We start from the raw sequence: 16,972 nt of genomic DNA, 5'->3' as shown, positions 1-16,972 counted from the left end.
GAGCAGTGATGGGAGTTTCCAGCGTTGGATGCATTTAAGGTTCACCGCGACTTGATCGAGGACTATCGCCGTTTCACCGAGGGCTTTGTGGGGGCTTCCGACCCCAGGATCCGTGACTACCTCGAGAAGCAGAGCACCAACGGTCGGCAATGGCCCGACCCGTGGCTCTCGCTAAACCCATCGTTCGCGACCGGCGGTTCTGTCGATGATTTGGTGTCCGACGACACGCTCCACTCGGACTCCGCGCAGATCTTCCGCGTCAAGAAGCACCCGGCTGACAGTGGAGCCGAATCGCCTCTGGTCTTCCACAAGCATCAGCGCGATGCGATTCAAGTCGCTGCCACGAGGAAGACTTACGTGCTGACAACCGGCACAGGTTCCGGAAAGTCGCTCGCCTACATCGTTCCCATCGTTGACCGCGTCCTCCGCGAAGGAAGCGGCAAGGGAATTAAGGCGATCATCGTCTATCCGATGAATGCGCTTGCAAACAGTCAGATGGAGGAGCTCAAAAAGTTCCTGCACTTCGGATTCGTCGGCAAGCCGCCCGTCACATTCCGGCGCTACACGGGTCAGGAGTCCCGGGAAGAGCGCGAGGAGATTCTGGCGTCGCCGCCGGACATTTTGCTCACGAACTACGTAATGCTCGACCTCGTCATGACGCGTCCTGACGAACGCCGCTCGCTAATCACCGCCGCTCGCGGTCTGCAGTTCCTCGTTCTCGACGAGTTGCACACCTACCGCGGTCGCCAGGGGGCAGATGTCGGGATGCTGGTCCGTCGCCTGCGAGAGGCGTGCAAAGCAGGCGACTCGCTCCAGTGTGTGGGGACGTCGGCCACCATGTCGAGCGGCGGCACGATGGCGGAGCAGCGAGCAGACGTCGCCAGCGTTGCCACGCAAATCTTCGGAACTGCTGTTGAACCAGGTTCTGTGATCACAGAAACTCTTGTCCGCGCCGGACGAGGCGACCAAGTCACCGCGGATCAGTTGCGACCCTTGATCAAGCAACGAGGACCTCAGGAGGCCAAAAAGCCCCAACTTACCGCCGACGAACTCGCGACCGACCCCCTCGCGGGCTGGATTGAGCAGAAGTTCGGACTAGACGTCGAGTCCCAAAGCGGAATACTCGTACGCCAGAAGCCCACGACCGTGAGGGCGGCCGCCAAGGATCTCGCCGCATTCACGAATACCGACGAGACAGAAGCCGCGAACGCCATCCGGGCCACCCTGCTCGCAGGGGCGAACGCAAAAAACCGCATTGGGCGGTCCTTCTTTGCCTTCCGCCTGCACCAATTCCTGTCCAAGGGCGGCAACGTTTTCGCGACGGCCGAGTCGCCGACCGCTCGCGCGATCGAGACGAACTTCCAAGTGACGCTTCCCGGCACTCCCGAGCGTCGGCTCTACCCACTCGCGTTCTGCCGCGAGTGTGGGCAGGAGTATCTCGTCGCCCGTCGGCACGATTCGAAGGGACCGGGGGTCGCCGCAGCGCGTCATCAGATCAGGGTCCAGGACAGGTCAGATGGGTACCTCTTCATTTCCGACGATCAGCCGTGGCCCGTCGATCCGGTGACTGAGGCGCGTCTGCCTGGCTCGTGGCTCTCGAATACTCCGGCGGGTATCGGCGTCACCAAGCTACGCGCTTCCGACGTCCCAACGCGGGTAAATATCACTCCTGATGGCTACGTCGCACCGATTGCTTCAGACGAACTCGCTCAGGACACCCTCGCGGCGTGGATTCCTGGAACGTTTCGCTTCTGCCTCGCGTGCGGCGTGTCGTACGAAGCTGCTCGAACGTCCGAGTACACCAAGCTGGCAACGCTTGATCGCGAAGGTCGCAGTAGCGCGATGACAGTGCTCGCGACATCCATGTTGACATCGCTCAAGGGAATGCCCGAGGAAGACCTCCCTGAGCGGGCACGCAAACTGCTCACCTTCGTCGACAACCGGCAGGATGCTTCGTTGCAGGCCGGCCATCTCAACGACTTCGTGCAGGTTGCGCAACTGCGGGGTGCGCTGCATCGGGCGGTAAAGGATGCCGGCAAGGAGGGACTCGACCTGCTCGACGTCGGGGCGAGTCTTCTCGACGTGCTCGACCTCGGCTCAGTCGACTACCTCGCTGCCCCGGAGGGTCTCGCGACAAGAGCGGGGCGCGGGGCCTTGAAGAATGTGCTCGAGTACCGAGCGATCGCCGATCTTCAGCGCGGGTGGCGGGTCACACTCCCGAACCTCGAGCAGACCGGTCTCGTGATGATCGACTACCCGATGGTCGAAGAACTCGCAAAGCGCGACGACTACTGGGAGGATGCTGATTTCCGGCTCAAGAGCGCTTCAGCCGGCCAGCGGCGTGAGGTTAGCAAGATCCTGCTCGACGAGTTCCGGCGCGTCCTCGCCATCGACGCCGAGGCGCTTTCGAAGGACACCTTCGAGCGCCTTCAGCGACTGAGCCGCGAGTACCTCACTGGGCTGTGGGCGATCGGTGATATGGAGCCGCCGGCCAGCGTCGGGCTCGCTGTCGCCGAAACGGGCACAAAGGGTGGTGCGCGCAACATCCTCACCCTGACCGGGCGGGGGGCCTACGGCCGCTGGCTGAGGGACAAGGACCGCTTCGGCACAGCACTCAGCCCAGCGGATGCCGACGAGGTCATTGCATCCCTTCTCAGGGTGCTGGAGAAGGCCGGCATCATCACGAAGTTCGTCGACGAGAGGCAATCCGGATATCGATTGAAGTCGTCTGCGATCGTGCTGCGGTCCGCGAAGGGCGAGCATGGCGCGCCCGATCCCGTGCGGCGGAGGTTCCAGAACGAGCAGAAGCCCCGCGTGGTCGAGTACTTCCGCGATCTTTACCGCGACCATAGTGCGGGCCTCGCCGGCCTCCGTGCCGCCGAGCATACGGCCCAAGTGCCGGCGGACATCCGCTTGGAGCGCGAGCGCGCGTTCACCGACGCGGAATTACCTCTGCTGTTCTGCTCGCCGACGATGGAACTCGGCGTGGACATCGCCGAGTTGAACGCTGTCGGCATGCGCAACGTGCCCCCGACACCAGCGAACTACGCGCAGCGGAGTGGACGCGCGGGTCGCTCGGGCCAGCCCGCGATTGTGTTGACCTACTGCTCGTCGGGCAGCGCACATGACACGTACTACTTCGAACGCTCTCACCTAATGGTGGCTGGTCAGGTCATTCCGCCGAGGCTTGACCTGGCAAACGAGGATCTTGTCCGCTCCCACATGCAGGCGATCTGGCTCGCCGAAGTTCTGGCGACGAGTGCCCGCGGGCTCGGAAGCTCTATGAAGGACGTCCTCGACCTCGACGACCCCAATGACCGATACCCGGTAGCCCCGTCGCTGCGCACCAAGCTCGAGGATCCCGCCGCCGCCGCCCGTGCGCTTGCGTCAGCTCTGACAGTGCTCGAGCCGCTGACTTCAGTGCTCACCGAATCGAGTTGGTGGTCGGGTACGTGGGTGACAGCCGTTATCGGCAACGCCTCCCGGAGCTTCGACCGCGCGTGTGACCGGTGGCGTGACCTCTATGTGTCTGCCAGGGCCGAGCATCTCGCGGCGTTCCAGCAATCGCAGAGTCACACCGCTACGAAACGTGAGCGGGATGATGCTCAGCGTCGGCAGTGGGAGGCAAGTCAGCGAGTCTCGCTCCTTCTCAACGACACCGACCAATCGGGCTTCAGTCAGTCCGACTTCTATACGTATCGCTATCTAGCTTCCGAGGGCTTCCTTCCCGGCTATTCGTTTCCCCGCCTGCCGCTCGCGGCATTCATCCCCGGATACGGCAATCGGCCAAGCAGTTGGCTCCAGCGCCCGCGGTTCCTCGCTATTTCGGAGTTCGGTCCGCAGTCGCTCATCTATCACGAAGGCGCCCGCTATCAGGTGACCCGCATCAGTCTGCCGCGCGAAGGGGGCGAAGCGGGAGGCGATGTCACGCTGACCTCCGTCAAGAACTGCGAGTCGTGCGGAACCCACCACCTTGACCCTCAGAACGTCGACGTGTGTGTCACCTGCCAGACTCCGCTGCCTGCGGAGTGGAAAAACCTTCTCCAGCTCCAGACGGTGCTCACTCGAAGGCGTGAGCGCATCAGCGCTGACGAAGAGGAGCGCAACCGCGTCGGCTATGAACTCCGTACGACCTATCGGTTCGTGCCCCGTGCGGGTCACCCGGGCAAGGCAACGGCGACGGCCAAGCTGGATGCCGGTGATGATGTTCTCGAGGTGATCTACGGTGACTCTGCCGACGTGCGCGTCACAAACCTCGGGCGGCGCACGCGCAAAGACGCCGACCGCCACGGCTTCTGGCTCGACACCGTCAGGGGTCGCTGGCTGAGCGAGCGCGACGCGCAGCAGACCGATGCCGAGGCCGATCCTGCCGACGATGACGGCCCCCTGCCGGCTGACGTTACAGCGAAGGCCTTCGTCACGCCCTACGTCGAGGATCGCCGCAACATCGCCATCTTGCGATGGGCTGAGCCGGTCAGCGAAGAGCAGGCGATTACTGCCCGTTACGCCCTCGAGCGTGGCATTGAAGCACGGTTCCAGCTCGAGGATTTGGAACTTGTCAGTGAGCAGCTGCCCGACGCCAACCAGCAGGGACGACTTCTGCTCACCGAGGCGGCAGAGGGCGGCGCTGGTGTGCTCCGGCGACTGCAATCCGAAACAACGGCGCTGGCGGATGCCGCGCGCGAGGCCCTCCAGATCATCCACGTCGACCCGATCACAGGAAGCGACAACAAGGATGCTTGCGGACGCGGCTGCTACAAGTGCCTGTTGTCCTACGCAAACCAGCCCGACCACGAGAAGATCGATCGTCGACAGGTCGTCAACCTGCTTCTCCAGTTGTCGCAAGCTCTCGTTGCGCCCGACGATGCCGCGCCTATCACACCGCCCTCCGTGCCGCTAGAGCCCAGTGACGCACCCGCCGGCGACAGCGCTCCGGCAAGTGCACCCGTCACCGCGCCCGCGGCGGAGCGCGCGGCCGCGTTCCTGCAGCACCTCCAGAGCCGGGTTCTTCGGCTTCCGAACCGGGGGGAGGGCGAAGTCGGCGGGCTGCTAGTCGACTTCGTCTACGACAGCCCACTCGCAGTGGTTGTCGTTCACGACGACCTCGCCCAGGTGAACGCGCAAGACCTGGCGTTCGACGGTTACCAGGTTGTTACCGTGGCGCTCGACCGCGAGTTCGACGACGTGATTCGCGAACACCCCAGCGTGTTCGGAGAGGCAGTGCAATGACCGCGAACGACTTCGCTATCGGCTCTCTAGTAACAGCCCGGGGGCGCGACTGGGTTGTGCTTCCCGAATCCGCCCCGGACTTCCTCGTGGCAAAGCCACTCGGGGGCTCGGATTCTGAGATCGCCGGTCTCATTCCAACAGTCGAGCAGGTGACGGCCGCAACCTTCCCGCCACCGTCACCGTCCGATCGTGGTGACGATCGCAGCAGCAGGATGCTGCGCGAGGCGCTCCGAATCGGATTCCGCTCTTCGGGTGGGCCGTTCCGATCGCTCGCGAGCCTCAACGTCGACCCGCGGCCCTATCAGCTCGTACCACTCCTGCTCGGGCTGCGGCAAGAGACCGTGCGTCTGCTCATCGCTGATGATGTGGGTATCGGAAAGACCGTCGAGGCGGGTCTCGTCGCGAGCGAGCTCCTGGCCCAGGGCACAGTTCAGCGCGTGGCGGTGTTGTGCCCGCCGAGCTTGGCGGAGCAGTGGCGGGCTGAGCTCTCTGAGAAGTTCGGCCTTGAGCCCCAACTGGTGTTGCCGTCGACAGTCACGCGCCTCGAGCGCTCACTCGCGACGAACGAGTCGCTCTTCGAGCGTTACCCGGTCACGATCGTTTCGCTCGACTTCATCAAGAGCGAGCGTCACCGCCATGAGTTCCAGCGCACCGCGCCCGAGCTCATCATCATCGATGAGGCGCACACAGTTGCTGCGGACGACACCGGCAAGAGATCCGGCGGACGCACGCAGCGCTACCAGTTGGTGCGCGCGCTCGCCGACGACCCCAATCGGCATATTGTCCTTGCGACGGCTACTCCACACAGCGGCAACGACGGTGCGTTCCGTAACCTGATCGGGTTGCTCGACGATCAGCTGAAGACGATCGACCTTTCAGCCGAGAACGGACGGCGCCTGCTCGCCCGGCACATGGTTCAGCGGCGTCGCGCCGATATTCGTGACTACCTCGGTGCCGAGACGAGGTTCCCGAAGGATCGCGAGACGAGCGAGGCGCCGTACAAGCTGAGCGGCGCGCATATGGACCTTTTTCACGACGTGCTCGAGTACATCCGCGGGCAGGTGCAGGACCGCTCTGGTACCAGACTGCAGCAGCGCGTTCGGTGGTGGTCGGCGCTCGCGCTTCTACGCGCCATGGCGTCATCTCCGGCTGCCGCGGCGATGACGCTGCGCACACGCGCTGCGACTACCGAAGCTCAGTCCGACGTTGAGGCCGACATCGTTGGTGCCGCCGAGGTGCTCGATCAGTTCGAAGACGAGAGTCTGGATGCCGCCGACCTCGTGCCGGGCACTGAGCATGAGGCAGCCGAATCCAAACTCTTGCATAGCTTTGCTGACCGAGCGACCGTCCTCGCCGATAACCCCACTGACGATGCGAAGCTCGCGCTCCTGACCAAGCAGGTGAAGGCGCTCCTCAAGGACGGCTACAGCCCGATCGTATTCTGCCGGTTTATCCAGACGGCGAAGTACGTTCACGAGCAGCTCGACGGCGCGCTGCGCAGTGTCGAGGTGGAAGTCGTGACCGGCGAGTTCCCGTCCGAGGAACGCGCGGCGCGCATTGCCGCCCTCGCCGAACGCTCTCAAGGCGCGAATCGCGTCCTCGTCGCCACAGACTGTCTGTCGGAGGGTGTCAACCTGCAGGACGACTTCCAGGCGGTTGTTCACTACGACCTCGCGTGGAATCCGACGCGGCACGAACAGCGTGAGGGCCGGGTCGACCGCTTCGGCCAGCCGCGAGAGATCGTGCGGGCTCAAACGCTCTACGGCGCCGACAACGGCATCGACGGCATCGTCCTAGATGTGCTCATCCGCAAGCACGAGAAAATCCGCCGCGATCTCGGGATTAGCGTTTCTGTGCCGGCTCAGAGCGATCAGGTGCTGAGCGCACTGCTCGAAGGCGCGGTGATGCGCGGCAAGGAGTATCAGCAGCTCGCTTTCGACTTAGATCTCGATGGCAGCAGCGTGAAGGACTTTGAGGCCGAGTGGGAGTCGAGCGCGCAGAAGGAGAAGCAGAGCCAGACGATGTTCGCGCAGCGGACGGTCCGGCCCGATGAAGTGAAAGAGGCGATGGATGCTGCGCGGGCAAGCCTCGGCGAGCCCGACGATGTAAGTGGCTTCGTGGCCGATGTGCTGCACACACTCGGCGCGCTTCTGTCAAAGACGCCGACAGGTTTCCGAGCCGACCTTACACAGGTACCAGTCGCAGCACGCGAGGCTCTGACGGGAGCGGACGGGCGCACGATTGTCGACGAGTTCTACGCCGACCTGCCCGCACCCCGCCACGCTGCAGTGCTGCAGCGGACCGATCCGACGGTATCGGCACTGGCGAGCTACGTTCTCAACAGCGCTCTCGACGCAGCGCTTCCCACTGATCAGCGTCCGGCGAAGCGGACGGGAATCATCACGACCGACAGTGTGGCTCAGGTGACCACCGCGCTCCTGATGCGCTTCCGGACGCACCTCGTCCTCCCCACGAGTGACGGGCAGCGCACGACGCTCGCCGAAGAGGCACGCGTCGTCGCGTTCCGCGGACGACCCTCAAGCCCCGAGTGGCTCACCCCCACCGAGATTCAAGAGCTGCTGATCGCCACGCCCTCTGCAAACACGCCCGTAGATGTCGCCGAGAATATGCTCGGCGCCGTCATCGCTGCCATACCGACGATTCAGGAGCAACTCTCCGTACAAGCCGCGGATCTCGCCGCCCAGCTAGAGCGCGACCACATCTCAGTGCGGGTCGCTGCGCGTGGCGAGCGCGCGGGCGCGCTGTCGGTGCGCGGACTCTCGGTGCGTGCACAAGTGCCACCCGACGTGCTCGGCGTTTACCTCTACCGCCAGGGAGGTGCCGCGTGAACGGCGACCTGCTGGGCATCCGGCTAATCGGCGGGGTGCTCCCCTCCGCGCTTCTCGGTCGCATTCAGGCGAACGAACTTAGCAACGCACAGGGACTGTCGGGCTCGTCCTACCATCTGGTCGGCAACGAGAAGCCTCGGGATGCGGCGGCCCGCGCCTGGTCGTACCTTCGCGGCGCGTGGACTGCATGGCGTGACATCGCTGCCAAGGAAGTGGGCCTCCCCGGAACGGGAACCGCCCGCGACAAGTGGCTTCTCGTGCTGTTGGACGAACTCGGCTACGGCCGTCTGCCCGCCACCCGGCAGGCGGAACAGATCGACGGAGTCGAGTACCCAATCTCGCATCGCTGGCACCACGTGCCGATCCACCTGCTTGGCCCAGGGATCGACCTTGACAGGCGCAACCCCGGAGTGCCCGGAGCCGCGCGGGCACCACAGGCGATGCTGCAGGAGTACCTCAACCGCACAGATGCGGACCTGTGGGGGATCCTGAGCAACGGTCTGCGTCTGAGGCTGCTGCGCGACTCCACCGCGTTCGCAGGATCGGCCTATGTCGAGTTCGACCTCGAGGCGATCTTCGACGGGGAGCTGTACTCCGAGTTCCAGCTGCTGTGGCTGCTGTGCCATGTTTCACGCCTCGAAAAGCGCGGGGGAGGAGCGGATGCCGCTGCCGCAGACTGCTGGCTGGAGGAGTGGCGCACCGAGGCGGCCGAGGCGGGCACCCGCGCGCTCAATCGCCTGCGAGGCGGCGTTGAATTCGCGCTCAAGATCTTCGGTACCGGGTTCCTCGCGCATCCATCGAACGATTGGCTCCGGGCGGGGCTGCAAAAGGGAACGCTTTCTGACCGCGATTACCAAAAGGCCCTTCTGCGACTAATCTACCGCCTGTTGTTCGCCTTCGTCGCGGAGGATCGCGGTGCCCTGCTCGACCCGGCGGCGCCACGCGAGCAGCGAGAGCGATACGATGAGTACTTCTCCACGTCGCGCCTCCGAAAGCTCTCGCGGCTGAGTACAGGCGGCACCCACCCGGACCTGTGGCGCGGGCAACGCATGATCCTCGCGGCATTGGGAGATAAGGGACTGTCGCAGCTCGGCGTCCCTGCACTCGGCGGACTGTTCGACCCCGACCGTCGGGCACCTGTAGTGACGGGTTCGCCTCACCGCGACCTGCTGCTCGGGGCCGAACTCACAAACAAGGACACGCTCGCCGCGATCCGGCGATTGGCGTGGATCATTGTCCCCGGGCAGCGCACCCAGCCGATCGATTACCGTCACCTCGGCGCGGAGGAGCTCGGTGGGGTCTACGAGTCTCTGCTCGAACTCGTACCCCGAATCGATCTCGACTCGCGGGAGTTCGGCCTCGTGCATCTGTCGGGCAACGAGCGGAAAACAACAGGCTCGTACTACACCCCCCCATCGCTCGTCTCGGCTCTGCTCGACGCCTCGCTTGACCCGGCGCTCGACGACGCAGTCCAGGCAGGTCGGAGCGTTGAGGAGAAGGAGGCGAACCTCCTCGCAGTGACGGTCTGCGACCCCGCAAGCGGATCAGGTGGCTTCCTCGTCGCAGCCGCCCGTCGCATCGCGCGGCGACTCGCACAAGTGCGTTCTGACGAAGACGAGCCGACGCCCGAGACCGTGCGGCATGCGCTTCACGACGTGATCGCGCGCTGCATCTACGGCGTCGATATGAACGACCTCGCCGCCGAACTCGCTAAAGTCTCTCTTTGGCTCGAGGCGCTCGAGCCCGGGAGGCCGCTCGGCTTCCTCGACGCCCGCATTCGAATCGGCAACAGCCTGTTCGGCAGCACGCCCGCGCTCCTCGCGAAGGGGGTACCAGACAAGGCATTCGTCGAGCTCGAGGGCGACCAAAAGGCGTACGCTGCCCAGGTGCGCAAGCGCAACAAAAACGAGGCGACGGGGCAGGGCCTGCTCTCTTGGGTCGATTCCGAAGCGCTCGCCGCCGAGAGTCTGCGGGACCGTGGACGATTGCTCGCGCCGAGCGATGATGTCGACGCCATCCGCGCCCGCGGCGAGCAGTGGGACCTCTACCTCGACTCCGACGCGCGCCGGGCGCTGAAGAGGCAGGCCGATGCCTGGGCCGGAGCCTTTGTGTGGCCGCTCGTCGACGGGACCCCCCTGCCACCGACGTCGAGTGTTGTTCGCGCGATGATCGACGACACCAGCACGACCCAATACGCCGAGACCGTCGAAAAGGTTGAGGAACTCGCAACCGAGTACCGGTTCTTCCACTGGCACCTCGAGTTTCCCGAGATCTTCGGTGCGACCACGGGCGATGGCCTCGGGCCAAATGGGTGGGCTGGCGGATTCTCGTGCATGCTCGGTAATCCACCCTGGGAGCAGATCGAACTCAAGGAGACGGAGTTCTTTGCACCGCGAGCACCAGAGATAGCCCAGGCGGCGGGTTCGAAACGAAAGTCACTGATTACACAGTTATCCGTCACGGACCCGATTCTGGACCGTCAGTTTCGTGACGAGAAGCGGTCCATCGATGGACTTCGTGCCTTCGTATCGGCCGGACGTTACCCGCTGGCGGGCCGCGGCCGCGTTAATACCTATGCGGTATTTGCGGAACTGTTCGTGGGCTTGACTGCGCCTACTGGGAGAGCCGGTGTCATCGTCCCTACCGGCGTCGCTACGGATGCGACAACTCAGTACTTCTTCAAGGATCTCGTGCAGACGGAGTCACTGGCGGCGCTCTTTGACTTTGAGAACCGGAAAAAGCTCTTCACCGACGTGGACTCTCGATTCAAATTCTGCATCCTGAGCACGACCGGCCGCGATCTACGCACGCCGGCAGCGCAGTTCGCATTCTTCCTCGATGACCCGGAGCTGATTGAGTCGTCCCGGTTCGAGCTGACGCCTGAAGAGATCATGTGTCTCAACCCAAACACGGGCACCATACCCATCTTCCGAACTCGGCGCGACGCCGAGATCACCCTCGGCATCTATCGACGCGTGCCGGTGCTGATCAACGAGAACGACCCGGTAAATGGAAACCCCTGGGGCATCTCGTTCATGCAGGGGCTGTTCAACATGACGAGCGACTCGCACCTCTTCCATACCCGCGATGCGCTGGAGGCCGACGGCTGGACCCTGAACGGCAACATCTTCGAGCGCGACGGCAACCGTATGCTCCCCTTGTACGAAGCGAAGATGCTGAATCAATTCGATCACCGCGACGCAGATGTGGTGAAGAGCGCAACGGCCGCAAAGCGTCAGAACCAGCCTCGTTACTTCACGCCGGCTGATCATCGAGACCCATTGCGACTTCCGCTATCAATGGCATGGGTGGCGGAAGGGGAAGTACCCCGGCTGGGTCACTCGTGGCTCATAGGGTTCTCTGACGTAACGAGCGCTACTAATGAACGCACAATTCTCGCGTCGGCACTTCCGATGGGGCCAGTCGGCCACACTTATCCCCTCATGTTCGGGAAGCGTCGTGAACTCCTGCTGGCTCAACTCAATAGCTACCCCTTGGACTATGTCGCACGACAGAAGGTAGCTGGCTTGCACCTTACGTACGGCTACGTCAAGCAGCTCCCCTTTGTCGGTCCGGCCGCTCTGGCTGCCAGGTTCGGGTCCGCCACCGCTGAAGAGTTGATCTCGCCCCGGGTGCGAGAGCTCGTCTTTACGTCGTGGAATATGTCGGACTTTGCACGTGATCTCGGTGATCACGGCGCACCATTCGTATGGGACGAGGCTCGGAGGGAGACCATTCGAGCGGAACTCGATGCCATGTTTTTCCACTTGTTCCGGATGCCTCGCGATGAAGTTGACTACGTGCTCGACACCTTCTGGACGGTGAAGCGGAAGGACGAGGCTGAGTTCGGCGAGTACCGCACGAAGCGGCTGATCCTCGAGAACTACGACTGTATGCAGGAGTGCATCGACGACGGCACCAAGTTCGTTTCGACGCTTGATCCGGCGCCCGGCCTCGGCCCACGACATCGCGAAAGGACGATTGATGCCTGACCTCGAAAGGGATTACGAGCGCGGAGTGGGCGCGAACCCGACCGTCGACGCGGCGGCGTGGAGGATTCTGGGTCCGGGCCTTCGAGGTGAGATTTCTCCGCTGTTGCCGTCGGAGGTGACATGGACTTTTGGGAACGCGCGCGAGCTGCATGACCGCGTCTCGCAGAACAACATCTCGCCTTCGAGCTTCCTCGAAAAGCTCGAAGGCGAACTCAGGACGGCGAGGGAGGGCGTGATCGTCCTCGCGGCCGAGCTGATGTATCTGCAGGTGCTTCCGCTCTCGAACGTGGGAGCCGGGACGAAGATCGATCGCATCGAGACCGTTCTCGGGTGGACATCGAATCGGGCACATCTCGATGCCGAGCTACGGGCGGGGCTGCAGGCGGAGAGCAACTTCAACGGCGGGGCGGGGTTCAGCATCGGTATTTGGCAGCACCTGCCGTGGCTCTGTTCGTTCGTTGAGCACTGGACGTCGCTGAGCGACGATGCTCGATCCCGAGCGCTGCGGAATCCGTGGGCCTTCCGGGAGGTGGCGCTCGCAACGCCCGGCAACGACGAGACCGCGCTGCGGCTGTCGCTGCAGGAGTTGGTGTGGCCGGGGTATTTCGACAACGTCGTAAAGCTCGATCATCGTCGGCGCATTCGAGCCGCCTTCGAACACCATCTCGACGTCTCTGATCCTGGCGGCGAGGCCGATCTTGATTACGACCTCTGGCGAATCCGCGAGCGAATCCAGGAGTCCGGAAAGTCGAGGATTGACTGGTACATCGGTCCCTACCTTGACGAGTGGGGTGGGCTCCACGGCCAACTGAAGACCGTGGAAGGGCAGCGAGCTTGGCTGGTGCGGCCCGGTCAGGGCGGCGGTCATCTCGCTGACATCTGGCGCGTCGAGTCGTTCGTGTCGCTGCCGGCAACGAACCTGCGTGTTGACCTCGATGCCGCGACCGAGGCCTCCATCCGGGACGCTATCGAGTCGGGGTACACGCACCTCGACTACGCTCAGCGCCTGCAGCTGACACAGGCGGACCAGGCTTTCATCTTGCGAATGGCGCCGGACGACCTCGTGCTCGCCCTCGCAGGCGAGAATGCATCCCTCGGTGTCGTATCTGGCAACCCGTCCTGGAGCGAAATTGACGGCTCACGTCTGCGCCGTTCGGTCGATTGGCTCCCGGGGAGTCTGACCAAGTCGGAACTGCCCGAGCCGCTGTCGGGCATGCTCGACAGGCAGGGCGACGTCGTCGACCTCACGAGTGCAGTCGATGTGCTGACCGCGGTCGCCGCTCGTCTGACTGACACACGGGAGGGGGAGGGCGACGGTAACCCGCCGGCCGTTGGCCCCAACGTCGCTCTGGGAGTCAGTATCCCGCCGGCTACAGACGCTCTCGTCACAAAGCTGCACATCCCTCGCGAGACGCTTCAGGAGTATCTGGATGTGCTCGCCGACCGTCAACAGATCGTCTTCTATGGGCCTCCTGGTACGGGCAAGACGTTCATCGCCGAGGCTCTCGGCGCGCACATCGTCGGAACCGATACCAATCATCGGCGGACTGTGCAGTTCCATCCTTCGTACGCCTACGAGGACTTCTTTGAGGGACTGCGACCCGCGGTCGAGGGCGGCAATGTGCTTTATGCGGTCGTGCCGGGACCGCTCCGTAACCTTGTCGCCGAGGCGACGACGCCGGGCAATGAGTCCAAGGCATATGTGCTTGTCATCGACGAGATGAACCGCGCCAACCTCGCAAAGGTCTTCGGTGAGCTGTACTACCTGCTCGAGTACCGCGATCAGTCGATCAGCCTGCAGTACAGCCCTGAGACCGACTTCCGCCTGCCAAAGAACCTTTTCATCATCGGCACGATGAACACCCTCGACCGGTCTATCTCCATAGTGGATGCCGCGATCCGTCGTCGATTCCCCTTCGTTGAGCTGCATCCGGCCGTCGAACCAGTGTCGGGTGTGCTCGACGCCTATCTGAAGGCACAGGAATCGGACGATATGCGCGCGCGGTTACTGAACGCACTGAACGAGAGTATCGACGAGCGCGATTTGCAGATCGGACCTTCGTACCTGATGAAGAACTCAGCGCGTGATTACATCGGACTCGAGCGCATTTGGAAGTACGACATCCTGCCCCTGCTTGACGACCACTTCTACGGCGTGCAGACGCCCGAGCAGGTGCGCGCGCAGTTCGGTCTCGCAGCGCTACTCGCGAAGGTCGACCGCGCCGGAGCCGGTGTGGGGCCGGTAGATGTCGTGACGGACAAAGCCGTGACCATCGCGGCGCCGGTCTCGAACCAGGAATTCAACGAGGTGTGACCGACCCGCGCCGCCTCACTCTGGCGGAGACATTTGAACCATGTGCGGTTCAGATGACTCCGGCGCAGGCGCGCGCGCTTGGGGCAAGCCGGCTCGTCTCGGTGGTCGTCACGGAAGGTGGCGAGGCGGTGATTACGCCCAACGGACGGGTGGGTGCTGTACGGGTTGGTGACCTCCAGGTAGAGGTCTGGCCGAAGGAGAAGGTCAAGCTCGCACACCTGCTGTTCATGCTGGGCTATGCGGCTGACCCGGGCTTTCGGCCTGAAGCCATCGACGCCGAGGCGTACGACGAGCTCTGGCCAGCGCTCGCGGAGTCGCTCGCACGTCTGGTGGAGCGGGCGCTCCTTGGGGGAGTGCTGCAGGGCTACCGCACGATCGAAGAGTCTTCGAACGTCGTGCGCGGGCGTGTCCGCGTTGCTGACCAGCTGCGCAGGCATCCTGGTCGTATCTATCCGACCGAGATCGCGTACGACGAGTACCTCACGGACATCGCGGAGAATCAAATCCTACGCACCGCACTGCGCCGAATGCGTTCGGTTCCGCGACTTCGGCGTGATGTCGTTGCGCGGCTCACTCATCTGGATAATCGTTTGGATGGTGTCGCCGTCCTTCGGCGCGGTGTACCAAGCCCGGCGTGGCGTGCCACGCGACTTAACGCGCGCTATGTTCCGGCGTTACGGCTCTCCGAACTTGTTCTTCGGAACGCTGCTGCCCGAGCGGGTGATGATGGCGTGGAGATCGCAGCTTTCGTCGTCGTGATGTGGAAGGTGTTCGAGGACTTCGTCACCGTTGCACTCAAAGAGGAGATCGCTCACCAGGGACGACGCTCAGTAGCGCAGCAGCGATGGTGGCTGGACGCCGAGCGAACTGACCTCATACCGCGGGTTCCGATGGCTATCGACTTGATCGAGTACGACGGCGGGGCCCCGCACGTAATCTACGACGCCAAATACAAGGCCTCCGGCGGAGAGGGGCGGTACCCGAATGCAGACTTCTACCAAATGCTCGCCTACTGCACCACGACGGGGCTCGATCGCGCGATCCTCGTATACGCGCAGGGCGGTTCGCCTGTTGATCGGTGGGTCGAAAACTCCGCCGTCAGGATTAGAGAATGGCCGCTCGACCTGTCGCTCACGCCGGAGCAGATGCTCGCGTCTATTCACGAGGCCGTGGCGACGGCATCCATCCCGCTGTCCGCCGGGAACAAGAAAGTCGCACAGGGCGTTTCCGCATGATGATCTGATCGCCGAGCGACTGCTGCAGCTTCTCGCGAGCCAGCCCGGTAGGCGATCTCAAGGGCCGGACACATATGCTCCGCCGGCCACCAGGTTCGCTGAGCTGACTTCGGAGGATCGCGTGCTCCCAAGCTCCTGGTGCTCGCACCGTCGGAGGCGGCGCGCGGTGAGAGCTCTCCTTGATTATTCTCCGCGGCGGCGTGTGTCGACGTGTGATGCCAGAAGGGACGCGCCTAGCCCGGCACGCCCCGTCAACCTCCTACTTCCGCCGGTTCAGCACCTTCGTACCCACCCCCGCGATCGCCGCACCCACGATCGGCGCGACCAGGAACACCCACAGCTGCCCCAGCGCATCCGGCCCCGCGAACACCGCGGCGGCGATGGACCGCGCCGGGTTCACCGACGTGTTGCTCACCGGGATGCTGATCAGGTGCACGAGCGTCAGCGTGAAGCCGATAGCGAGCGGCGCGACGGCCTTGTACTCGCTCTTCGCGGTGACGGAGAGGATGACGGCGACGAAGACGGCGGTCAGGACGATCTCGGTCAGCAGGACCGCGCCGAGGCCGAAGCCGCCGGGAGAGGCGGCGCCGTAGCCGTTGGAGGCGAAGCCGGAGTCGCGGGCGGCCGCGAGGTAGCCGGCGGGGCCGTCGGCGGCGACGAGGAAGACGACTCCGGCTCCGACGAGTCCGCCGAGGATCTGGCTGAGGATGTAGCCGGGGATGTGCTTCCACTCGGTGCGGCCGGCGATGGCGAGGCCGATGCTGACGGCGGGGTTGAAGTGGCCGCCGGAGATGTGGCCCACGGCGTAGATGCCGGCCATCACGGTGAGGCCGAAGGCGAGGGCGACGCCGAGGAAGCCGACTCCGAGCGCGTTGCCGGAGTCGGGGAAGGCGGAGGCGAAGACCGCGGTGCCGACGCCGCCGGCGACCAGGAGGAAGGTGCCGAACGCCTCCGACGCGTAACGCGCTCCGGCCGAGTACTGCTCGGCGTGCTCGGTGCGCTGCTCGCTCGTGGTGCGGCTGGCGGTGTGGGGGCGGGCCATGATCGTTCTCTCTCTCGGGTCGGGGGAGTGCCTGCGGGGTCACCGGGCATCGGGACACTCCAGCACCCGGCAGCCGAGCCGGAGTCGGGACGCGGAGGGCTCTCAGATTCCGCCGTACGACGGTTCCGTGAGCGGCCTGGAGCCACTCGCTCGGCGGCCATCCCGGGCGCCCATACGCAGGTGCCGTCACCGTAGCGATCGGCCGACGCGTGCACGTCCCAGCACCGGGGACAGGCGGGAAACAGGCACCAAGTGGCACGAGCGGCTCCTCAGCCACCTGCCTCTTCTCCTCCGCCCGCCTCCCTGCTACG

The 16,972-nt window shown here is 64.1% G+C and carries 6 protein-coding genes; 5 read left to right on the top strand and 1 reads right to left on the bottom strand.

Features of this window, described 5'->3' with window-relative positions:
- Positions 1-51: 51 nt before the first annotated feature.
- The 5 genes from C5B92_RS06430 to C5B92_RS06410 are packed head-to-tail and all read left to right on the top strand — an operon-like array spanning position 52 to position 15,619.
- Positions 52-5,229, top strand: a complete 5,178-nt coding sequence (locus tag C5B92_RS06430; RefSeq protein ID WP_258061287.1) for a DEAD/DEAH box helicase — start codon at positions 52-54, stop codon at positions 5,227-5,229.
- Entirely contained in the window at positions 5,226-8,078 is a 2,853-nt protein-coding gene (locus C5B92_RS06425) for a helicase-related protein (protein WP_104350180.1), read from the top strand. Before C5B92_RS06430 ends, C5B92_RS06425 begins: the two co-directional genes overlap by 4 nt.
- Positions 8,075-12,070 (top strand): Eco57I restriction-modification methylase domain-containing protein, encoded by a 3,996-nt coding sequence (locus tag C5B92_RS06420; protein ID WP_104274051.1) that lies wholly within the window; start codon positions 8,075-8,077, stop codon positions 12,068-12,070. The genes C5B92_RS06425 and C5B92_RS06420 overlap by 4 nt, the downstream gene beginning before the upstream one ends.
- Positions 12,063-14,384, top strand: a complete 2,322-nt coding sequence (locus C5B92_RS06415; protein ID WP_104274050.1) for an McrB family protein — start codon at positions 12,063-12,065, stop codon at positions 14,382-14,384. The genes C5B92_RS06420 and C5B92_RS06415 overlap by 8 nt, the downstream gene beginning before the upstream one ends.
- 53 nt (positions 14,385-14,437) lie before the next feature.
- Complete coding sequence (locus C5B92_RS06410; protein WP_104350179.1) at positions 14,438-15,619, top strand: McrC family protein; 1,182 nt, start codon at positions 14,438-14,440, stop codon at positions 15,617-15,619.
- 259 nt (positions 15,620-15,878) lie between these two features.
- Here C5B92_RS06410 and aqpZ read toward each other — a convergent pair whose 3' ends face one another.
- Entirely contained in the window at positions 15,879-16,661 is a 783-nt protein-coding gene (gene aqpZ / locus C5B92_RS06405; protein ID WP_104274028.1) for an aquaporin Z, read from the bottom strand.
- Positions 16,662-16,972: the final 311 nt, after the last annotated feature.

This window comes from Rathayibacter sp. AY1A4 (assembly GCF_002930955.1).
Classification (GTDB): Bacteria; Actinomycetota; Actinomycetes; order Actinomycetales; family Microbacteriaceae; genus Rathayibacter.
This window is presented reverse-complemented; position numbering and strand designations above follow the sequence as displayed.